16 protein-coding genes and 1 tRNA gene are annotated in these 22,241 nt (G+C 35.8%); 9 read left to right on the plus strand and 8 right to left on the minus strand.

Annotated features, from left to right (window positions below; translation table 11 throughout):
• Positions 1 to 7: 7 nt before the first annotated feature.
• The 3 genes from prwr041_RS05710 to prwr041_RS05720 all read left to right on the plus strand — a co-directional run bounded on the left by prwr041_RS05710 (position 8) and on the right by prwr041_RS05720 (position 3,254).
• Positions 8 to 778 carry a sulfide-dependent adenosine diphosphate thiazole synthase gene (locus tag prwr041_RS05710; protein ID WP_207155370.1) on the plus strand — a complete coding sequence of 257 codons (771 nt, stop codon included), beginning with the start codon at positions 8 to 10 and terminating at the stop codon, positions 776 to 778.
• Positions 779 to 1,965: 1,187 nt separating this feature from the next.
• Positions 1,966 to 2,457: a GNAT family N-acetyltransferase gene (locus tag prwr041_RS05715; RefSeq protein ID WP_207155371.1), complete on the plus strand. Its 492-nt coding sequence runs from the start codon at positions 1,966 to 1,968 to the stop codon at positions 2,455 to 2,457.
• A gap of 98 nt (positions 2,458 to 2,555) precedes the next feature.
• Positions 2,556 to 3,254, plus strand: a complete 699-nt coding sequence (locus prwr041_RS05720; protein ID WP_207155372.1) for an SIR2 family NAD-dependent protein deacylase — start codon at positions 2,556 to 2,558, stop codon at positions 3,252 to 3,254.
• A gap of 57 nt (positions 3,255 to 3,311) precedes the next feature.
• On the opposite strand, the gene nadA is transcribed toward prwr041_RS05720, so the two are convergent.
• Positions 3,312 to 4,301, minus strand: coding sequence for a quinolinate synthase NadA (gene nadA, locus prwr041_RS05725; protein WP_207155592.1), 990 nt, complete (start codon positions 4,299 to 4,301; stop codon positions 3,312 to 3,314).
• Positions 4,302 to 4,835: 534 nt separating this feature from the next.
• On the opposite strand from nadA, the gene prwr041_RS05730 reads away from it, so the two are divergent.
• Positions 4,836 to 4,920, plus strand: a tRNA-Leu gene (locus tag prwr041_RS05730).
• Between the two features lie 203 nt (positions 4,921 to 5,123).
• Here prwr041_RS05730 and prwr041_RS05735 read toward each other — a convergent pair.
• The 6 genes from prwr041_RS05735 to prwr041_RS05760 form a co-directional block, all read right to left on the minus strand.
• A complete protein-coding gene (locus prwr041_RS05735; RefSeq protein WP_207155373.1) occupies positions 5,124 to 5,906 on the minus strand; it encodes a peptidylprolyl isomerase in 783 nt (260 codons plus the stop codon).
• A 63-nt stretch (positions 5,907 to 5,969) separates the two neighbouring features.
• Positions 5,970 to 6,719 (minus strand): YaaA family protein, encoded by a 750-nt coding sequence (locus prwr041_RS05740; protein ID WP_207155374.1) that lies wholly within the window; start codon positions 6,717 to 6,719, stop codon positions 5,970 to 5,972.
• A gap of 183 nt (positions 6,720 to 6,902) precedes the next feature.
• On the minus strand, positions 6,903 to 8,315 hold the full coding sequence (gene aspA / locus prwr041_RS05745; RefSeq protein WP_207155375.1) for an aspartate ammonia-lyase: 1,413 nt from the start codon (positions 8,313 to 8,315) through the stop codon (positions 6,903 to 6,905).
• Positions 8,316 to 8,439: 124 nt separating this feature from the next.
• Entirely contained in the window at positions 8,440 to 9,660 is a 1,221-nt protein-coding gene (locus prwr041_RS05750) for a porin (protein WP_207155376.1), read from the minus strand.
• Between the two features lie 72 nt (positions 9,661 to 9,732).
• Positions 9,733 to 10,782: an L-asparaginase 2 gene (gene ansB / locus prwr041_RS05755; RefSeq protein ID WP_207155377.1), complete on the minus strand. Its 1,050-nt coding sequence runs from the start codon at positions 10,780 to 10,782 to the stop codon at positions 9,733 to 9,735.
• Between the two features lie 32 nt (positions 10,783 to 10,814).
• Positions 10,815 to 12,161 (minus strand): anaerobic C4-dicarboxylate transporter family protein, encoded by a 1,347-nt coding sequence (locus prwr041_RS05760; protein ID WP_207155378.1) that lies wholly within the window; start codon positions 12,159 to 12,161, stop codon positions 10,815 to 10,817.
• 172 nt (positions 12,162 to 12,333) lie between these two features.
• Between prwr041_RS05760 and prwr041_RS05765 the strand changes: the two genes are divergently transcribed.
• On the plus strand, positions 12,334 to 13,212 hold the full coding sequence (locus prwr041_RS05765) for a helix-turn-helix domain-containing protein (protein ID WP_207155379.1): 879 nt from the start codon (positions 12,334 to 12,336) through the stop codon (positions 13,210 to 13,212).
• A 2-nt stretch (positions 13,213 to 13,214) separates the two neighbouring features.
• Here prwr041_RS05765 and prwr041_RS05770 read toward each other — a convergent pair whose 3' ends face one another.
• Positions 13,215 to 14,684, minus strand: coding sequence for an alkaline phosphatase family protein (locus tag prwr041_RS05770; RefSeq protein WP_207155380.1), 1,470 nt, complete (start codon positions 14,682 to 14,684; stop codon positions 13,215 to 13,217).
• A 1,130-nt stretch (positions 14,685 to 15,814) separates the two neighbouring features.
• Between prwr041_RS05770 and leuS the strand changes: the two genes are divergently transcribed.
• Genes leuS through porZ form a run of 4 tightly spaced genes read left to right on the plus strand, consistent with a single transcriptional unit; the run spans position 15,815 to position 22,199 of the window.
• On the plus strand, positions 15,815 to 18,667 hold the full coding sequence (gene leuS, locus prwr041_RS05775) for a leucine--tRNA ligase (RefSeq protein WP_207155381.1): 2,853 nt from the start codon (positions 15,815 to 15,817) through the stop codon (positions 18,665 to 18,667).
• Positions 18,664 to 19,584, plus strand: coding sequence for a YitT family protein (locus tag prwr041_RS05780; protein WP_207155382.1), 921 nt, complete (start codon positions 18,664 to 18,666; stop codon positions 19,582 to 19,584). Before leuS ends, prwr041_RS05780 begins: the two co-directional genes overlap by 4 nt.
• 14 nt (positions 19,585 to 19,598) lie before the next feature.
• Positions 19,599 to 20,183 (plus strand): non-canonical purine NTP diphosphatase, encoded by a 585-nt coding sequence (locus prwr041_RS05785; protein WP_207155383.1) that lies wholly within the window; start codon positions 19,599 to 19,601, stop codon positions 20,181 to 20,183.
• Positions 20,184 to 20,186: 3 nt separating this feature from the next.
• Positions 20,187 to 22,199, plus strand: a complete 2,013-nt coding sequence (porZ, locus tag prwr041_RS05790; RefSeq protein WP_207155384.1) for a type IX secretion system anionic LPS delivery protein PorZ — start codon at positions 20,187 to 20,189, stop codon at positions 22,197 to 22,199.
• The last annotated feature ends 42 nt before the right edge of the window (positions 22,200 to 22,241 follow it).

A 22,241-nucleotide genomic window follows, 5' to 3' on the forward strand; every position in this document is an offset into this window, starting at 1 on the left:
ACAAAAAATGATTGAGACACAAGTTTCAAAGGGTATCATAAATACCTATTTTGAAAAATTACAAAGTAATCTGGACCTTGACGTTGCCATTGTTGGCGGTGGTCCTTCTGGTATCGTAGCAGCCTATTACATGGCTAAAGCCGGACTGAAAGTTGCGCTTTTTGACCGTAAACTATCACCAGGCGGTGGTATGTGGGGCGGTGCTATGATGTTTAATCAAGTTGTTATACAGAAAGAGGCTATGGATATCATCAACGAATTTGACATTAATTCAGCTTCTTTCAATGATGACCTATTTACAATAGATTCTGTAGAGAGTACTTCATCATTGCTTTATCATGCTGTACATGCTGGTGCAACTATTTTTAATTGCTATTCTGTTGAAGACGTTGTTTTTAAAGATAACGTTGTAAGTGGAGTTGTTGTAAACTGGACTCCAGTACTTCGTGAGGGACTTCATGTAGATCCATTGAATATAATGGCAAAATGTGTAATTGACGGTACTGGACACGACAGCGAGATATGCAAAACAGTAGCCAGAAAAAATGGTATCAGACTAGACACAGAAACAGGAGGAGTAATTGGCGAACGTTCACTTGATGTCATTGCTGGTGAAGAGGAAGTAGTAAAGGGTACAAAAGAAATATATCCAGGATTATACGTATGTGGAATGGCTGCTTCAGCAGTATCAGGTACACCACGTATGGGTCCAATCTTCGGTGGTATGCTTATGTCGGGAAAGAAGGTTGCCGACATGATAATAAAGCGTATAAAATAAGTAGTATGAAAAACCGAAAGTTCTTTCTTGAATAGACACATTTTCTTTTCTTGAAAGAACTTTTTTTATCAACCATATTAGTATGAATGACAACCAATCAGGTAAGATAAGACAACTTATTTAACAATAAATCTAAACTATTCAGGTTAAAAACACAGCTTCTACCAGAAAATTTTTTTTTAATGTCACTAATATCACTTTGTCACAAACCCTTTGTTTATAAGGGATTAGCGAGTGACATTAAGTGACATTATCGGGTTAAAAGTGACATTAAATCTAAAATAGCACCATATTTTGGCGAATTTTCACAAAATATGCGGTACCTATATCGTTACTTTTTCATCCATAACAGAGCATTGATTATAAATATTTTCCTTATGGTTAAGTTTATATGATTGTAAAATACTGTTTTGTGAACAAATAATAGTTTGAATAGTCAGTATAGTATCATTAAAATATTCTTTTTATATACTAATTACATGTGCTAAACACTCCTATTTTTCACGTTGGGTAATTGGATTACACAACGTGGGTAATCGAGTTGTTCACGTTAGGTAATCCGATTACCCAACGTGAGTAATTGAATTACCCAAGCACTGAGGTAATCGAATTACCCAATGGTTAGGGTAATTTTTCACACAGTGTTATTTATGGAAGTTATAAGTATATAAACAACGTTCAAAATAACTAGATTATTAATATCAAATTATATAACATACTTGTAATAAACTCATCATACCTAAAAATATATATGTAAATTCTATTATATTTAAAAAATACAAAATTGATGTATTATTTAAATACCATAATTGCTAATAAAACGCTAAAAACAAGTATGATTTGGAATTTAATGTCACTTTTAGCCCGATAATGTCACTTAATGTCACTCGCTTAAGCCTTATAAATAAAGGGTTTGTGACAAAGTGACATTAGTGACATCAAAAAAACTTTTTATGGTGGAGAAAACTATATTTATTCGAATACTAATGCTTTATATACATTAATAGTTAAATACTAAAACTTATTTATAGATCATTTATATTTTTGAAATGTATAAACATATTTAATATAATTTTAAATACGTTATCGTTATATCTTATTATTTTTTTATGATTGTATTTGCTGAATCTAAATTAATAATTAACTTAGCAGATAAATAAACATACATGATTAAAATATTTCAGAACATGAATATAGTAAAAGCAGTATATGATGATATAGAATTGATTGTTTCTATATATGACAAAGCACGCAAATTTATGGCAGATAATGGAAATCCAAATCAATGGATTAATGGTTATCCGTCAATAGAAATTATTACAGAAGATATCATTAATGGTAACTGTTTTATCTGTAAAAATGATGAAGGTAATATTGTAGGTGCATTTACTTTTATTATTGGCGATGACCCTACTTACGAAAAAATATATAGCGGACAATGGTTGAATGATAAGCCTTATGGTGTTATTCACAGACTTGCATCGAATGGAACTACTCACGGTATTACAAAAACCTGTATTGAATGGTGCTTAAAACAGATTAAAAATATACGTATAGATACTCATAATGATAATAAAGTTATGCAAAGTTTATTGTGCAAAATGGGATTTGAATATTGCGGAATAATACATACACATAACGGAACAGAAAGACTTGCATATCAAATTTCAGAGCAATAATAAATACTATGAATTTAAAAATTATTCTCTTTCTGAATATTTTAATACAAAAAAAATATGTATGTTTGCATAACATAAATTTTTAAAGCTTATTCGCTATGAAGAAAATAGTATTTCTTACAGGTGCCGGAATGTCGGTGGAAAGTGGTTTCAAAACTTTTAGAGGTAATGATGGATTATGGGAGAATTATCCTGTAGAACAAGTTGCTTCTCATGAAGGATGGGAAAAGGATCCAACTCTTGTAACAAATTTCTATAATATGCTAAGACGTAAACTATGGGATGCACAACCAAACAATGGACATAAACTGATAAAGGAACTTGAAAAAGAATACAATGTAACAGTTATCACTCAAAACGTAGATAACCTTCATGAGAAAGCAGGTTCTTCAAAAGTTATTCATCTGCATGGAGACCTTACAAAAGTTTGTTCTAGCATAAATCCATATAATTCTAAATATATTCAGCAATTAACTCCTGAGCATAGCCATGTGAATCCTGGAACAAAAGCTGGTGACGGAAGTCTGCTACGCCCTTTCATTGTTTTCTTTGGAGAAAGTGTGCCTATGATTGAACCTGCGGCTCAAGAAACACAAAAGGCAGATATATTTGTTATTGTAGGCACAAGCCTTAATGTTTATCCAGCAGCAGGACTAATACAATACTGTAATCCCGGAATACCTATATATTTGATAGATCCAAGTCCTGTTAAAACAGATAACTATCATCATATAAAACACATTGAAATGGGTGCCAGCGACGGAATGAAAGAATTGATGAAAGAACTTAAATTATAAAAAAACATCATGATAAAAATAATGGAGGATAAATATTAATTTATCCTCCATTATCATTTAACTCAGACTAAGCATCTTTTCAATAGGCTTAACTGCGTCTTTTGCTATTTTAGAATCGACCACAACTTCCGGCCAACCATATTTTAGCGTATTATATATCTTTTCAAGACTATTTTTCTTCATATACTCACATTCATTACAACTGCATCCTAAGCCTCCCTCAGACACTTCTGGTGGAACTGGGTAGAATGTAGCCTCAGGACACGTACGTTCCAACTCGTGAAGAATACCAGCCTCTGTGGCTATAATATATTCATGTTTACCATTAGCTTGAGCATATTTCAGCATAGTGGCAGTAGAACCCTTAATATCAGCAATAGCTAGAATAGGAGCTTTACATTCAAGATGCGCCATTACAATTGCGTCAGGATGTTCTTTCTTAAGCTTTATAATTTCCTCAACAGAGAACTTTTCGTGTACATGGCATCCACCATTCCACAACAACATATTACGACCTGTAACGCTGTTTATATAGTTTCCTAAATTGTAATCAGGACCGAATATAAGTTTTTCATCTTTAGGGAAACTATCTATAACCTTTTTTGCATTTCCACTTGTAACAACACAATCAGTAAGAGCTTTCACTGCAGCTGTTGTGTTTACATAACTTATAACCTTATATTCAGGATGCTCCTCCTTATATTTCTTTAGGTCTTCTGCCTTGCAGCTGTCAGCAAGAGAACAACCAGCAGTGAGATCAGGACACAACACAATTTTGTCTTCACTCAAAAGTTTGCAAGTTTCAGCCATGAAGTGTACACCACACATAACCATAACCTTAGCATCAGTCTCAGCAGCCTTACGAGCTAAAGCCAAAGAGTCGCCAATGAAATCAGCAATATCCTGAATATCACCAATTGTATAATAATGGGCAAGAATAATAGCGTCCTTCTCTTTACACATTCTGCGTATCTCAGCTTTAAGATCAATAGACTTGTCAATAGGTTCGTCTACATATCCCTTTTCTATCCATTCTTTCTTTACCATATTTTTTTTATCTTTCATACAGTGTTTTAATTTTTAAACAGATTAATTCACACTATATTATTATTATATTATTTATTTTTCTATTTAATAAAAAGAAATAAGAGTAGTATGATGTGGTGTTGATAAGTTGATAAAATGATATTCAAATATTTGCATTTTCTATTATCAACGTTTGTCTATCACTTATGCACACCTATAACTAATAATTTCTTCTTGAATATCAGAAAGATAGAGAGTTATCCACAATTCCGGTATTTTCTGCAAAGTTAATAAGTTTATATCTTTTTCTGTGATTTTTTAGTGGAAAACTTCGTAAAAAGTATTTCAAAACTATGTGGATATCCACAATATGAAGGGGGTGGATATTGGTGTGTGGATATCTACATAGTTATTAACTTCCTTATACAGTAGTTTTCAACATGGTTATCAACACTTTTTGTGGATAACTTTTTTTGATGAAAATGATGATTTACTAAAAAAAACAATTAAATATTTTGTATTTAAAATAAAAGTTGTACCTTTGCAACCGCAAAAGCGCCCGTGGCGAAATTGGTAGACGCGCTAGACTTAGGATCTAGTAGTTCACGCTGTGTAGGTTCGAGTCCTATCGGGCGCACCACTTTAAAGAGCTAAATAGTTTATTAACTGTTTAGCTCTTTTTTATTGTATAGTAATTGGGTTTTATTTCTACTCTATTATAGATGGAATAAAGAATGCTAATAGCATAGAAAAGGAATGCAATATATCGCAATGCTATTGGCAGAATTTAATAAGCACTGATTTAATTCCGTTAATAGGTTACATAAATATATATTGTAAGCTTTATCGCTTACTGGTTGAAATTTTATTCTTACTCATTTTATTTTTTTGAGTAGTTGAATATTTCTTTATTGGAAGGTCTTTTACAATAGTAGCCTTGACTATCTTTATATCATTGATTGGGCGATTATTATTATCTCTTTCTACATTTTGTATTTTATCGACTACATCCATACCATCCACTACTTCACCAAATACTGTATATAGTCCGTCGAGATGTGGAGTACCTCCAATTGTCTGATAATCGTTTTGAATTTTTTCATTAAAGATAATTGTTCCTCCCGATTTCTCAGTAAGTTCGTTAAGTTTTGTGTCAAGCATTTTTGGACCGAAAGTTTTTCCTGTTACTATATAAAATTGACATGAAGATGATGCATGATCCTTTGCATTTTCTTCTTGGGCTGCTGCCACAGCACCACGCTTATGATAATATTGAGGAAACCTTATTTCAGCAGGAATGGTATAATCTAGGGATACATTGCCTAATAATTGACCAGAAACAGCCGTTTTACTTGAAGGATCACCTGTTTGAACCATAAAGTTAGGTATTACGCGATGAAACAAAATACCATTATAAAACCCTTCTTTTACTAGTTTAAGAAAGTTGTCTCGATGTTTGGGCGTTTCATTATATAGGGCGATTCTAATATTTCCTAAAGATGTTTCTATAGAAACTATACACCTGTCATTCAAAGACTTTGCGATCGAATCCGAATTATTATTTTGTGCAAAAATAGGTAGCGATATTATTGCAAACAAAACAGCAAATAAAATTTTATTTTTCATTGTCATATATATTGTAGAAGATGATTTATAGACTAATATCCACAAGCGGATAGATTGATATTTTTATAAAACGTAATTCCATTCTTCATTTGAATCATCAATACTGAAACCTTCATATTCAAATGATTTTAGTTCATCTATATTGGTAATTCTATTTTTAATGATGTAGCGTGCCATTGCTCCACGACACATTTTTGTATAAATAACAATAGTCTTTAGTTTACCGTTTTTATCAACTTTAAAACTAGGAGTGATTACTTTTACTTCTTTTTTTACGCGTTTCCAATCAAACAAATTACGCATTTCGTCGCTAGCTAAGTAGATAAGAATACCATCATCAGCTTTTATTTTATTGATAAACCAGTCTGTTAGAATTGGCTTCCAAAAATCAAACATCGATTTTGAATTATGATTGGGAAGAGTAACGTTACCCTCCAAGCGATATTTATTGATCATGTCAAGCGGACGCAGGATACCATATAAAAAAGAACTAATCATAAGATGTTCATTGGCATATAGTAATTCACTGTCTGAAAGAGTTTCAGGAGCAAGTCTTTGGTAAACCATTCCATCATAGCAAAATGCGGCAGGTTGACGGATACTGTTATCATGGAAAGAACGAAAACGTTTCCAGTTTTCTAAAGCCATATCTCTGTTTATATGCAACATTTCACATAATTCCTCAACAGAATAATTCAACATCTGCATTGCATTGTCATTGGCATGACTTTGAAATGTAGGTTCAGTTGCAAATGAAATATCAGATGTAGCACATCCGGTCATTATTTTAGCACAGCCTATTAGTATCTGCATATATTCTAATATTAATATTTTGCAAATATAGTGATTTCACTTTATAAAACAAATGAATATTATAAAGTATATGCTTATAATGATGAATTAAGTAATTACTTAATTGTAATAACATAATAAAGGGGAAAGTGTAATATATATTATACACAATCCCCTTACTTATTTGAGTTGATAATAGTTGATCTACTTTATAAACTTATGAGAAACAAGCATGTTCTTTGGATTCAAAGCTTCATCAAGTTTTTCTTGTGTCATCAATCCCTGTTCCAATACGATATCATATACAGAACGGTCTGTCTCAAGAGCTTCTTTGGCAACCTTTGTACAAGTCTTGTAACCGATATATGGATTAAGAGCTGTAACGATACCAATAGAATTCTTTACCATTTCATAGCAACGTTCTTTGTTGACTGTTATGCCAAGAATACATTCCTCTACAAGCGTATCGATTGCATTACTTAACCATACCAGACTCTCAAACAAAGACTCTGTTATTACTGGTTCCATTACATTAAGTTCCAACTGTCCTGCTTCGGCAGCGAAAGAAATGGTTGTATCATTTCCTATTACCTTGAAACATACCTGATTTGTAACCTCTGGAATAACTGGATTAACTTTTCCTGGCATGATAGATGAACCAGGAGCCTTTGGAGGAAGATTAATCTCATTCAGACCACAACGTGGACCTGATGCCATAAGACGCAAGTCATTACAAATCTTTGAAAGTTTGATGGCAAGACGCTTCAATGCTGAAGAGTAGCTAACGTATGCACCAGTATCAGGAGTAGCCTCTACTAAGTCGGTAGCTGAAACGAAAGGTTCGCCAGTAAGCTTGCTAAGATTAGCTGCACATAGTTTAGCAAATCCTGGAACAGCATTAAGGCCTGTACCAATTGCAGTACCACCCATGTTAATTTCATGAAGCAACTTCACGTTACGTTCAAGATTCAATATTTCCTCTTCAAGGTTGTTAGCATAAGCACTAAATTCCTGTCCGCTGGTCATTGGCACAGCATCCTGAAGTTGCGTACGTCCCATCTTGATGACATCCTTAAATTCCTCACCCTTATAACGCAATGCGCTTATGAGTCCTGTTAGGCTTGAAACAAGATTTTTGTTCATTCTGATTATTGCTAATCTTATTGATGTAGGATATACGTCATTTGTAGACTGTCCGCAATTCACATGGTCGTTAGGATAGCAATACTGATACTCTCCCTTTTTATGACCCATTATTTCAAGCGCACGGTTAGCAATAACTTCGTTGGCATTCATATTTACAGATGTACCTGCCCCACCCTGCATCATGTCAATAGGGAAGTTTTCGTGAAGTTTACCGTCAATTAATTCCTGACAAGCTTTGCTTATTGCGCCAGATATTTCATCATTGATCACACCAAGCGAATGGTTAGTCTGGATAGCAGCCAATTTAACGTATGCCATTGCGATTATATAATCAGGATAGTCACGCATCTTCTTACGTGATATATGATAGTTGTTGATGCCACGCTGTGTCTGTACACCATAATATGCATCAACTGGAACTTTTAATTCACCTAAGAGATCAGACTCTAATCTAAATTTTTCTTCTGCCATAATATTGAGTTTATTTTTTTGTAGAGAGTCAACATGATTATTAAGCATGTCAACTCTCAATTTGTTGTTGTGCAAAATTACACTTTTATTTTATCAAATTAATCTTTTTACCTTAGCATATTTTTTAGTATGCCTTTATCCTATACATGAAACCAATTTCTATGCGATTCGTGTTATAGTCTTTAAGTCCACACTTCTCGCTATAGTCGTATTTGCGTCCTGTATAAGAAAGGAATACGCGGAAGTCCTGATCTTTTATAGGATAGTATTCTATACTTCCAATATAAGCAAATGACTTTCTATAGTCTTTGTATTTTTCTATCTTACTGACGCTTGCAGTCTCATACATACCTTTTACCATGAAATTCCATTGTGGAGCGAATTGCCAATTAAGTTTTGTTATAAATGAATTGTAATGCACATCACTGAAGTACATGTTCTTATCAGCAACAGGTTGACCATCGCTTGTAGGCATAGACAGTTCGCTACTTGCAATCTTTAATCTGTCAAGAGCATCCCATGCACCCATATAGTCGAAATACCATTGAGCTTTTGGTAATGCCAACTGCTGTCCAAGTACAAACATTCTTGAATATTTGTTCTTAGCCTCAGTCTGAGTACCCCATGACCAACGAGTATTGAGAAGTCCACCTGCAAAACTACCATTCCAGTTTACAATATATGTAAGAGGACTATTAGCTTGTTCTAGAGTACGACTTGTTGTTCCGTCACTTTCAATAGACTTGGCGCCTGCACCATATTCATTAACAAGTTTGCCATTATTGGCATTTGAAATTTCAACAGCAATTTCCTGAGAAGGAACTGGCTTATAAGAAGCCACAACACCAGCCATAAAGTTATCCATATTGTCAACCATATCAGAATACTGGTAGATATACATAGGATTCTCATCAAATTCAAATCCACCCCATATCTGACACATCTTACCGGCTTGGAGACTTAACTTGTTGTTGAACTTATATCCAACCATCATAATGTCTGTAGCCTTGGCAAAATTATCTTGACTCTTGGCATCTGTAGCCTTGTTCAATCTATGACGCAAACGATAGAATAGATGGTCACCGATATTACCTTTTATCTCAAGACGCAACTGCTTGTTGGCAAATCCTGTTGCCCAGTCCTGTCTGTCTGCTTTATCAGCTCTAAAGCTATAAGCATAATTGAGATATAAGTTGAATGCATCATTTTTCTTTTCCAAATTCAGCACTTTTTCTGCAAGTGATTTATAATTACCATCATTGCCGCCCATACCGGTATTTTCTCCTTGTGCGCTTGCTGTTAATGTTGCAGCAAGTAATGCACTTATTATCAACATTTTCTTCATAGTTTTATTGATGCTTAAGTTTTATAAAAGTCTTTTCGTAAATTTTTTATGAGAGAACACATATAGTGAGCATCAATACTCCTGGAAGTATTTCTGAATCTGCTGCCAGTCGTGTGTCTTTGTAAGAGCCAACTGAAGAAGAATACGTGCTTTTTGCGGGTTAAGGTTTAGGGCTGCAACAAAGTGATACTTGCTGTCATCTACCTCACCGTTAAGACATGTTGGACCTGTTGGAACACGGCTTGAACGAACAATCTGAATTCCGCTGTTCTGTGCCTTTACTGCTACGTCAAAAACATCTTTGTAGAAGTTGCCGTCACCGACACCTGCCAAAACTATACCGTCAAACTTTGCGTTTACGAAAGCCTGCATTGGAAGTGGAGATGCATTAGCATAACCATATACGATACCAACCAATGGGAGTTTAGTAAGATTGTCTACATTAAATTCACTCTGTGTTGTGTGCTTGTATGTAGGTTCAAGGATATAATATGGCTTACCATTATAAACATATCCTATTTCTCCATAAGTACCCTTAAATGTAGCACAGTCTGTAGTGTTAGTCTTAATAAGAGACTTTGCATCAATGAGTTTATTGTTCATGCAAGCCATTACACCGTGACCTTTTGATGCTGGATCAACAAGAGCTGCCACACCATTATACAGATTGGCTGGACCATCAGCACTTATTGCTGTTGAAGGACGCATACTACCAACTAGAATAACAGGTTTGTCACTATGAACGGTAAGAGTCAAAAAATATGCGGTCTCTTCCATTGTGTCTGTTCCATGAGTAACGAGTACACCGTCGTAACCTTCTTCGTTTAGAAGTTGATTAATACGCTTTGCTAGTTTCAACCAAACATCGTCGTTCATATCCTGACTACCAATATTCACAAGCTGTTCGCCGCTTACATCAGCAAGATCTTTGATCTGCGGAACAGCATCAATAAGAGTTTGTATGCCAACTTGTCCTGCACCATAAGCAGAAGATGTGGCACTTGCACTTACACCGGCAATTGTACCACCGGTAGCGATTATACGAATCTTAGGTTTGGCGCTTATCGTCAATGTGAACGCTAATGCCAAAATCATTAAAAAGGAAATTTTAAATGTCTTCATAACTGAATATTTTTAAAAGATTAGTAATATTATTAATAAAATAGGTTTATAATAAGATAGCCTACTCCTATTGATACAAATGTAGTTATAAAACCAGAAAGTTGGAATGAGTGATTTATTACATACTTTCCTATTTTTGTAGTACCTGTTCGGTCAAAGTTTATCGCTGCCACTTCTGTAGGATAGTTTGGAATGAAGAAATATCCATTCACAGCTGGGAACATAGCCACAAGAGCAAGTGGACTTATACCCAGACCAATGCCTAAAGGATAAAGTGTGCGAACTGTTGCTGCCTGAGAGAATAGCATTATTGACATGAAGAACAATGCGACAGCAAATAAAAATGGATATTGAGTAACGATGTCTGCAATATGCAATTTGAAAAATTCTATGTTTCCATTAAAGAAAGTATCTCCCATCCAGGCAATACCAAAGATGCTCACCATGGCGTTCATTCCTGCTGCAAAAACATTTCCCTTTACTGCTTCTACTACATTTGCTTTGCCAACAAGTAGTATTAATGCAGCTACTGACATCATTATAATTTCTATCGTTTCAGGCATTCCCAAACGAGTCATCTCTCCATCAACATTGAAAGAAGGGCGAAGTGAAGGTACTGATCCAAATATAACAACTAATAATACGCCTAAAATAAATGCCATGACAGAATATTTAGCACGTGGATTTGGAGTTGTTATAAGTTTCTCCATGTTATTTTTATCTTCCTCTGGATTTATAGTGCCATCTTTAATTCGACGCTGGTATTCAGGATCATCATCAAGTTCCTTCCCTACTCTATTTTGTACAAACGAAGCAACAAGTATTGCAATAAGTGATGCTGGAATGCACACCAACATAATATCTTTTAATTCAATACCTCTTCCACCAAGTAAGTCTGTTGATATGATTGCAGCTGTAGCTGCAGAAACGGGACTTCCCGTAATACCCAATGATGCTGCAATAGTTGCTACGCTCAATGGGCGTTCAGGTCTGATCTTTGAATTTGTAGCTATCTCTGATATAATAGGTAAAAGAGAATAAGACGTATGTGCTGTACCTGCAACAAGGCAAAACAACCAAGTTACCAAAGGACCATAATATGTAATCTGTTCAGGATGTTTGCGCAGAAACTTTGCTGCAAGGCCTACAAGATAATCTAATCCTCCGGAGGCTTGCAGGGCTGCCGCGGCGGTTATTACAGAAACAATAATCAACATCACGTCAATAGGAACGTTACCAGGCTTCTGTCCAAAGACAAATACGAGGATAAATACACCTACCATTCCGTAGATACCAAGTCCGATGCTGCCAACGCGAGCACCGATGAAAATCAATGCCAGAACTATAAAGAATTGCAATAATACTAAAAAGGTTACCATATTTGCAGGTTTAATTGTTTAGGTGAAATTGTCTATTAATATCTAATGTTTAATGTCATTTTGCAAAATTATATGTTTTTTTTGAACATGTATTTATATAATTCAAACCATTTTTTGTAAAATCGGAAACATTTTGTATATTTGCCAATTATTGACCTTAAAAATAAACATTATGGACAAGGGAAATTCACATAGCCTACAGGAATTTGCAGTTCAAAACAACATCAAAGACTTATACGGTGCAATTGTGGCAACGATGCCTGTTAATCAGGAAACATTTGAGTCTATAACTAAACAATTGAAGTATGTGAACTTCTATACTATTTTTGTGCTTGTTGATGGAGAGGCGGAAATTATCATCAACGAAAAGAATATAAGATTGGCTCAACAGAGTATTATAAGAATGGCTCATACGCAGAATACTGAATTTGTAAAATGTACAAACGAACTTGATGGATACTTTCTTTTCTGCGAGACAAATTTCTACAATAATATACTTGAAAATGATCCTAATATGCAGGATATTTTACAACGCAACATTCTTGACTCATATCTCTATTTTGATATTACAGAAGCTAAGATCTCTGAACTTTTAGGAATAATAATGCAAGTGGAAAAAACAATAAGTCAACCACATTTATATAAAAAGGAGATGCTAAGTTTCCTTGTGCATTTAGCTCAAATGCATGTTAATGAACTCATTGACAGCGCAAGCAATGAATTACACGACATGAAGCATAAGGAAAACATATTCAAAATATTTATACACCTTGCTTCAAATAACTTTAAAAAGGAAAGACAGATTAATTTCTATGCCGATAGAATGAATATCACGTCTACTTATCTTTCAAGGATAGTGCGTGAAGTTTCAGGAAATACTGTTTGTGGATATTTACAGAGCTTTTTATACAGCGAAGCCTGCAAAATGCTTAAGATGACTGATAAAACTATTGGCGAGATTTCAACTGAGCTTAAATTTAATGACCAATCGGCATTTACTAAGTTTTTTAAGCAGAAATCAGGAATCTCGCCAAAAGCATATCGCGAATGATTTTATTCAAATATTGAATTACCTACACAGGCATTAGGCATCTGAATATGTAGCATGCTGCATATTGTTGGGGCAATGTCTGTCATACTTGTAGGCTTTGAAGTTTCACCGTGCTTGATATTCCATCCCATGAATATCAAAGGAATATGTGAATCATCTGGATTCCATAATCCGTGGGTTGTACCTTTATAATTAGCATCATTACTTGCATCTATCCAACCAGGGTTGGTAATAAGAAGTAAGTCTCCCCCACGTTCACGACTATAACCATTTATTATTCTTTCACGTATTGGTTGTGAAATACTTTGTGCGGCAACATTATCATAATCTACAACAAAGGCAACATTGTCATCTTTTTCGAATTCCTTTTTTGCAGCAGCCTTTACTTCATCAAGTTTCAGCCCCGCTTTTTCAATGCTTTCATGATCAAGAAATATACGTAATGAGTTTTCACCAAGTATTAGTCTGGCTGTTGTTTTAAATTGCTTTTGTAGAGTTTCATTCACACTTTTAGCCACGTTCCAGCCTTCAAATCCTCCTGCTGGTAAACGATGTGAACGCATGAAGTTTGGATTATGTGAACCTCCATGGTCAGCACTTAAAAACAATAAAAAATTACCTTTACCAACCGTTGCATCAAGGTAATTAAAGAATTGTGCAATATCTTTGTCTAGTTGCAGATATACATCATGATTTTCTTTGCCACGTGTGCTATACGCATGTCCAATAGCATCAGTTGATGAAACACTTACAGCCAACATATCTGTTGTGCTACCCTGCCCTAGCTTCTCATTTTCAATAGCTGCTTCAGCCATCTTAAATGTCATTGTTACTCCTTGATCGCTGGTTTTAATATCAAATCCAGGTTTTGTACTATTCTGTTTATTGAAATCAGTAACCCATTTCGGCAATTCTTTCATGTAGAATGTGCTGCTTACAAAATGTCCTGCACTGGTATCCCACCAATATGCAGCATCAGCACTATGTCCTGCAGGAAGTATTGAAGCTCTGTCTTTCAGGGCAACACCAATAACCTTTGACTTAAAGTTTGTTGCTAGTTTTAGTTCATCACCTATTGTAGAAGCCAATAGTCTGTGTGGTGACATCTGTCCTTCTTTTGAGTCACTACCTACACTCTTCACGTCATCATCCTGACAGCAATATACTTCTTTTCCTTTAATGAAAAAATTATTACCAAGAATACCTGTCATTGCAGGAACGCTACCTGTATAAATACTAGAGTGCCCAATAGCGGTAACGGTTGGTATATAAGGTATCATTGTGTTTTGACAGCTATACCCTTCGTCAAGCAATCGTTTCAATCCGTCATTACCATATTCGTTATAGTAATAATAAAGATAATCCCAACGCATTTGGTCTACGACAACGCCCACTACAAGTTTCGGACGTTTAATCTGTGCATTGGCAACCATGCATAATGTCAATAATGCTAAAATAAAAATTTTCTTCATAATAATATTGTTGATTGTTATGGCAAAGGTAGTGGAAATCTTGAAGAGGACAAAATGAATCTATTCCTTTATCAGTAGATGCGCCCTATTTTCATGTTATTGTAACTCTTGTTTATCAAATTCATTCGCTTTGTCTCTCTTTTCCATTCGCTCAGGCTTGCCGTTTCATTGATGTTGGATTGCATTCTCAATAGACTTCACAGCCAAGTTTTTCGAATGTCTTCAATTTCTTTTGTGTTTGTTCATGATCATGTTAAGTTTGTCGTTCAGAGGCATGGTATTGATATTTTGGTTTGTGTTTTCGACTTCGGTGAGCAGCGCTAATTCTCTCTTCGGTCCTCATTACGTTGGGATGACGAGTGCAAAGGTAGGGCAAATTATCATTCTAGGCAAGCGATTTCAATGTTTCGTTGTTTGGAGGGCTAATTTCAAAACATTAAAGTGCTGATATTGCTTACTTTACACGGCTAACAATTTGCGTTCAGAGTGTAATTAGCGGCATTCAGATATGATTATCCTCACGATGTGGTCATTTAGTCAAAGTCATTTTGGTCATTTTGGATTTCCATAGTGGGGGGCAGCCCCCTTATATAAATTATATATTTAAATATATAATTTATATAAGTATATATATCCCCCGTATCAGAAGTTGAAAATGACCAAAATGACTTTGACTAAATGACCACATATTGACTACATTCTTTGATAGAAAAGAGCTTATTTGTAAGCCAAATATATTTACATAAATACAATTATTCATAACTGTTTAGATACTTATATTATGAATAAATATTTGCCGAGATTGATAGATTTTAGCATGTCGCAATAAGCATGATGTGTTGTTGTCTTTTTTCATATAAAGCACATTCTTGCTGTTTTGATGTTAACTTGCACTACTCTACTGCGGTGAAGGTAAGGTACACTTGGAGAAACAAAATTAAAACGCGTTTTATTTTGCTTTTCCACTCGTTTGCATTACTCTACCTACGGTGAAGATAAGCTGCACTCGGGAAAACAAAATTAAAACGTGTTTTTATTTTGCTTTTCCACTCGTTTGCATTATCTTTGCACATAATTACGCGCACGCGTTATATTTTTTGAGTAAAATATAAAATAACTATATAACTGCAATGGAATACAACTTCAGAGAAATCGAGAAGAAATGGCAAAAATCTTGGGTTGATAATAAGACCTATAAGGTTGCTGAGAACAAAGACAAGAAGAAATTTTATGTACTTAACATGTTTCCTTATCCATCAGGAGCAGGCTTGCATGTTGGACATCCACTAGGCTATATAGCTAGTGATATTTATGCACGTTTCAAGCGTTTGCAAGGTTACAATGTGCTTAACCCAATGGGATATGATGCTTATGGACTTCCTGCAGAACAATACGCTATACAGACAGGTCAGCACCCTGCAATCACAACAGAAACTAACATCAATCACTATCGTGAACAACTTGACAAAATAGGATTTTCTTTTGATTGGAGCCGTGAGGTAAGAACTTGTGATCCTAAATATTACCATTGGACACAGTGGGCTTTCGAAAAAATGTTTAACAGTTATTTCTGCAAAAACTGTCAGAAAGCGAAGCCTATTGAAAATCTTATTGCTTACTTCAAGGAAAACGGAAGTAAGGACTTGAACGTGGCAGAAAGTGAAGAATTGATTTTCACTGCCGATGATTGGAACAAGATGAGCGACAAGGAACAACAGCAGACGCTGATGAACTATCGTATTGCTTATCTTGGTGAAACAATGGTAAACTGGTGCCCAGGACTTGGAACAGTATTGGCAAATGATGAAGTTGTAGACGGCGTTAGCGAAAGAGGTGGATACCCTGTAATACAGAAGAAAATGCAGCAGTGGTGCTTGCGTACTTCTGCTTATTCACAAAGACTGCTTGATGGACTTGATACAGTTGCATGGACAGACTCTATTAAAGAGACACAGCGTAATTGGATTGGCCGTTCTGAAGGAACAGAAATGCAATTCAAAATTGCCGAAAATGATAAAAACTTTACTATATTTACAACTCGTGCCGATACCATCTTCGGTGTTACATTCATGGTGCTTGCTCCTGAGAGCGAACTAGTGGATGAACTTACAACTCCTGACCATAAGGCAGAAGTAGAGGAGTATCTTGCTTATGTTAAGAAGCGTACGGAACTTGACCGTATGAGCGACAGAAAGGTTACAGGAGTATTCTCTGGAAGTTATGCTGTAAATCCATTTACTGGTGATAATATTCCAATTTGGATAAGCGAATATGTGTTGGCTGGATATGGAACAGGTGCCATTATGGCTGTGCCTGCACATGATAGCAGAGACTATGCTTTTGCAAAGCATTTCAACTTGCCTATAATTCCTCTTATTGAAGGTGCTGATGTAAGTGAAGAAAGCTTTGATGCAAAAGATGGTATCGTAATGAACAGTCCTAGTGAAGGTGTTGCACTAGACGGATTCAACCTAAACGGTAAGACTGTGAAAGAGGCTATTGCCGCAACTAAGGAGTTTGTAACATCTCATAACCTAGGTAGGGTAAAGGTAAATTATCGTTTGCGTGATGCTACATTCTCTCGCCAACGTTATTGGGGTGAGCCATTCCCTGTATATTATAAGAATGGAATGCCACAGATGATTCCTGAAGAATGTCTGCCACTTGAATTGCCTGAAATTGATAAATATGAGCCTACTGAAACTGGTGAACCTCCATTGGGACGCGCAAAGAAATGGGCTTGGGACGAAGCAAACAAGTGTATCGTAGATAAGAGCTTGATAGATAATGAAAAAGTATTCGCTCTTGAACTGAATACGATGCCTGGATTTGCAGGAAGTTCTGCTTATTATCTGCGCTATATGGACCCAGGTAATGATAAAGCCCTTGTCGGTAAAGATGCTGACGAATATTGGCAGAATGTAGATTTGTATGTCGGTGGAACAGAACATGCAACAGGCCATCTTATTTACAGTCGTTTCTGGAATAAGTTCCTGTTTGATAATGGCGTAAGCAGTAAGGAAGAACCATTCCAAAAACTGATCAACCAAGGTATGATTCAGGGACGTTCAAACTTTGTTTATCGTATTAACAGCGATGACCATTCAAAAGCTCCTGTATTTGTAAGTCTTGGACTTAAAGACAAATATGAGACAACTCCTATACATGTAGATGTTAACATCGTTAGTAACGACGTTCTTGATACAGATGCGTTCAAGGCATGGCGCCCAGAATACAATCATGCAGAGTTTATACTCGAAGACGGAAAGTATGTATGCGGATGGGCTGTAGAGAAGATGTCAAAGAGCATGTTCAACGTAGTAAATCCAGACAAGATTGTAGAAGTTTATGGAGCAGATACTCTTCGACTTTACGAAATGTTCCTTGGTCCTGTTGAAGCAAGTAAGCCTTGGGATACCAACGGTATAGATGGTTGCCATAGATTCCTGAAGAAGTTCTGGAACTTATTCTGGGTAAAGAATGCTGACGAATTGGCTATTAATGATGAAGAGCCTACAGCAGAGAGTTTAAAGAGTGTTCATAAACTGATAAAGAAAGTATCAGAAGATATTGAGAAGTTCAGCTACAACACTGCTATCAGTGCATTCATGATTGCTGTAAACGAATTGGGTCAGCAGAAGTGCAAGAACGCAGCTTTATTGAAGAAATTGGTTATCGTTATTGCTCCATTTGCTCCACATATTGCTGAAGAATTGTGGCACACTCTCGGAGAAAAGGGTAGTGTTTGTGATGCAGCATGGCCAAAGTATGAAGAGAAATATCTTGCAGAAAGCGAGATACAGATCACCATCAGTTTTAATGGAAAGGCTCGTTATCAGAAAACTTTTGCTACAGATGCTAGCAATGATGAAATACAAAAAGCAGTTATTGAAGACGAAAGAAGCCTGAAATATCTTGAGGGAAAAAATATCGTTAAAGTTATCATAGTTCCAAAGAAAATAGTTAACATTGTAATTAAATGATAGAGAGACTAAAAATATGGAATGAGGTCAAGGATTATCTGTTGATAACCGTTGGTTTATTTCTCTACGCATTTGGTTGGACAGTATTTTTGCTGCCTTATCAAATTGTCACCGGTGGAGTTACCGGTGTTGCCGCTATTGTTTTTTATGCCACCAAAATCCCAATTGTTTATACGTATTTTGCAATCAACGTCTGTCTATTGATAGTGGCGTTGAAAATATTGGGATTTAAGTTCATGGTCAAGACAGTCTATGCAATCCTAATGTTGTCTTTTATGCTGTGGATGGCGCAGAAACTGATGACAAATCCCGATGGAACAATGCATCAAGTGTTGGGACACGGACAGGATTTTATGTCGCTGATTATTGGCTGTACGTTTACGGGTTCTGCATTGGCAATCGTTTTCCTTAATAACGGTTCTACTGGTGGTACCGATATTGTCGCAGCTGTAGTAAATAAGTATCATAATATCAGTCTTGGACGTGTGTTGGTGTATGTAGATTTGCTCATTATCGGCAGTACGTATCCTATCTTCCAGGATTGGCGCAAGATTGTGTTTGGTCTCTGTACGATGGTGATTGAAAACTTCGTGCTTGATTATGTGATGAATGCAAGACGAGAGAGTGTGCAGTTTATGATATTTACAAAGAAATATCAGGAGATAGCTAATGCTATTGGTACTGAAATGGGACACGGTGTTACAATACTTGATGGCCACGGATGGTACACTGGACAGCAGATGAAAGTGCTGTGTATTTTGGCGAAAAAGCGTGAGAGTACTGAAATATTCAGACTTATCAAGATGATTGACCCTAATGCTTTTGTCAGTCAGAGTAGCGTTATTGGTGTCTATGGAGAAGGATTTGATGAGATGAGAGTAAAAGTAAAGACTGATTCATTAGATTCAAAAAAATAACTATCTGTATCATTATGAAAATAGTTTTTGCAACTAACAATAAGAATAAGTTAAGAGAAATAAGAGAGATTCTTGGATCTGATTTCGAGATAGTGTCTCTTAGTGAAATAGGTTGCCACGAAGATATTCCTGAAACAGGGGATACCCTAGAGGAAAATGCTTTGCTGAAGGCTCAGTTTGTATGCGATAAATACCATATTGGTTGCTTTGCTGATGATACTGGTCTAGAGGTTGAAGCTCTTGATGGTCAACCAGGTGTGCACAGTGCAAGATATGCAGAAGGTACTGATCACGACAGTGAAGCCAATATGGCTAAACTATTAGCTAATCTTGAAAGCAAAAGTAATCGCAACGCAAGATTCCGTACCATCATAGTCTTGTTGCAACCTAATGCACAACCTATATATTTTGAGGGTAGGGTAGACGGAAAAATTGCAACAGAGAAGCATGGTACAGAAGGTTTTGGTTATGATCCGATTTTTGTTCCAGAAGGTTATGATAAGAGTTTTGCGGAACTTGGTGAGGAGATCAAAAACACGATAAGCCATCGTGCAAGGGCTGTCGTAAAACTCTCGGAATATCTTAAGGAGAATAAGTAATAGATGAAAAGAATATTATTACTTGCTATAGTCTTTTGTTGTTGCGTAGGCATTATGCAAGCAGCACAGACTGGTAGTTGGAAGGCTTATATGGCTTATTCTAACATTCAGGATGTGGAGCAGGGTAGTGGAAACGTGATTTATGTACTTGCAAGTAATAATATTTATTCTTATAATACATCCGACCAGAGCATACAGACTTTTGACAAAACAAATAGTCTTAGCGACTGCAATGTTTCATATATTTCCTATAATAAATATGCCAAAAGACTTGTAATAGTTTATTCTAATCAGAATATCGACCTGATGGACGATAAAGGTGAAGTGATAAATATTAGCGATTATTACAATTCGTCAATAACATTAGACAAGTCGATTAATGATATTTATCAATCTGCTGGATATGCTTATTTAAGTACTGGTTTCGGAATTGTGAAACTGAATGTTGCCAATGCAGAAATCAGTGATACATATAATCTAGGATTTAAAGTAAACTATTCGTATCTGGATTCTGGTTATCTTTATGCAGCAAGTGCTAGCAATGGTATTTATCGTGCGCCAACAACGGTTAATCTGCTTGATAAGAATAACTGGAAACGTGTTGCTGACTATGTAGCAAAGACATCCGATGATAAGGGCAGTCTTATAGAAAAAGTATCAAAGGCAAATCCTGGTGGTCCTAAGTATAATTACTTTGGATTCATGAGGTTCTATAATGGAAATCTTTATACTTGTGGAGGAGGGTGGAATCCGGATAAGGATCTCATGCGCCCAGGATGTATTCAGGTGTTGAAAGGTGATGAATGGACAGAATATCAAGATAATCTTCAAAATATTACAGGGCATTCTTATGTGAATTTGATGTCAATGGATGTTGATCCAAATGATAATTCACATGTGTTTGCGAGCGGAAGGATAGGTCTTTACGAATTTAAGAATGGAAAATTCGTAAAGGAATATAATTATACGAATAGTCCTTTGCAGGGAGCAGCAACAGTGCAGAATGTAAGTAAAGATTATGTTATCGTTCAGGGTTTACGATTTGATGACAGCTCCAACCTGTGGCTATTTAATAGTAACAGTGCTACTACGTCTCTTTTTGAATTAACGTCAGAAAATAAGTGGAATTCTTTTCACAAAAACATATTCATGAACGATGGTCGTTCGTTTGATAATATGACTAATCCATTCTTTGATAGTAGGAAACTTCTTTGGTTTGTTGATGACTATTGGGGATATCCTGCTCTAGTGTCGTATAATAAGTCTACAGACAAAGCAAACGTTATTCATAACTTTGTGAATCAGGATGGCACGAAACTTACCTTGTATTACGTAAGATGTGCAGCAGAAGATAAAGAAAATAATATATGGATTGGTACTAGTGTGGGACCGCTAATGCTAGAGTCTTCTAATGTGACAGATGAGAACCCTGTATTCCAGCAGATCAAGGTTCCACGTAATGATGGTACCAATTATGCTGATTATCTTCTTAGCGGTGTTGATATTACTTGCATGGCGGTAGATGGAGGTAATCGCAAATGGTTTGGTACTAATGGTAATGGTGTTTATCTTGTGAGTTCAAACAATATAGAGGAAGTGCATCATTTCACAGAGGATAACAGTAAACTGCTTTCAAACAATATAGAGAGTATTGCTATTAACGGAACAACTGGTGAAGTGTTTTTCGGTACGGATAAGGGCTTGTGCTCTTATGTCAGTGATGCAACTGAAGCCGAAAGCAAAATGACAAATCAGAGTGTGTATGCTTATCCTAATCCAGTACGTCCAGATTATACAGGTTTGATAACAGTTACAGGACTTTCATATAATGCCGATGTAAAGATTGTTACTTCTTCAGGTACGCTTATTGCTGAAGGTCGTAGCAATGGAGGATTGTTTACTTGGGATGGTAACGACAAGAATGGTCGTCGTGTCGCTTCTGGTGTTTATATGGTTGAGACAGCGACGCAAGATGGATCAAAGGGTGTCGTATGCAAAATAGCAATAGTAAATTAATCATTATCACTTATGATTTATTCTAGCCCCAGTATCTCTATA

It is taken from the genome of Prevotella herbatica (genome assembly GCF_017347605.1).
Lineage (GTDB): Bacteria > Bacteroidota > Bacteroidia > Bacteroidales > Bacteroidaceae > Prevotella > Prevotella herbatica.

What these genes read in the sequence shown, in the direction of transcription:
- porZ (WP_207155384.1), top strand. Translation starts at nt 20,187, where the DNA reads ATGAAAAGAATATTATTACTTGCTATAGTCTTTTGTTGTTGCGTAGGC.
- prwr041_RS05765 (WP_207155379.1), top strand. Translation starts at nt 12,334, where the DNA reads ATGGACAAGGGAAATTCACATAGCCTACAGGAATTTGCAGTTCAAAAC.
- leuS (WP_207155381.1), top strand. Translation starts at nt 15,815, where the DNA reads ATGGAATACAACTTCAGAGAAATCGAGAAGAAATGGCAAAAATCTTGG.
- prwr041_RS05770 (WP_207155380.1), bottom strand. Translation starts at nt 14,684, where the DNA reads ATGAAGAAAATTTTTATTTTAGCATTATTGACATTATGCATGGTTGCC.
- aspA (WP_207155375.1), bottom strand. Translation starts at nt 8,315, where the DNA reads ATGGCAGAAGAAAAATTTAGATTAGAGTCTGATCTCTTAGGTGAATTA.
- nadA (WP_207155592.1), bottom strand. Translation starts at nt 4,301, where the DNA reads ATGGTAAAGAAAGAATGGATAGAAAAGGGATATGTAGACGAACCTATT.
- prwr041_RS05735 (WP_207155373.1), bottom strand. Translation starts at nt 5,906, where the DNA reads ATGAAAAATAAAATTTTATTTGCTGTTTTGTTTGCAATAATATCGCTA.
- ansB (WP_207155377.1), bottom strand. Translation starts at nt 10,782, where the DNA reads ATGAAGACATTTAAAATTTCCTTTTTAATGATTTTGGCATTAGCGTTC.
- prwr041_RS05720 (WP_207155372.1), top strand. Translation starts at nt 2,556, where the DNA reads ATGAAGAAAATAGTATTTCTTACAGGTGCCGGAATGTCGGTGGAAAGT.
- prwr041_RS05785 (WP_207155383.1), top strand. Translation starts at nt 19,599, where the DNA reads ATGAAAATAGTTTTTGCAACTAACAATAAGAATAAGTTAAGAGAAATA.
- prwr041_RS05710 (WP_207155370.1), top strand. Translation starts at nt 8, where the DNA reads ATGATTGAGACACAAGTTTCAAAGGGTATCATAAATACCTATTTTGAA.
- prwr041_RS05780 (WP_207155382.1), top strand. Translation starts at nt 18,664, where the DNA reads ATGATAGAGAGACTAAAAATATGGAATGAGGTCAAGGATTATCTGTTG.
- prwr041_RS05740 (WP_207155374.1), bottom strand. Translation starts at nt 6,719, where the DNA reads ATGCAGATACTAATAGGCTGTGCTAAAATAATGACCGGATGTGCTACA.
- prwr041_RS05750 (WP_207155376.1), bottom strand. Translation starts at nt 9,660, where the DNA reads ATGAAGAAAATGTTGATAATAAGTGCATTACTTGCTGCAACATTAACA.
- prwr041_RS05760 (WP_207155378.1), bottom strand. Translation starts at nt 12,161, where the DNA reads ATGGTAACCTTTTTAGTATTATTGCAATTCTTTATAGTTCTGGCATTG.
- prwr041_RS05715 (WP_207155371.1), top strand. Translation starts at nt 1,966, where the DNA reads ATGAATATAGTAAAAGCAGTATATGATGATATAGAATTGATTGTTTCT.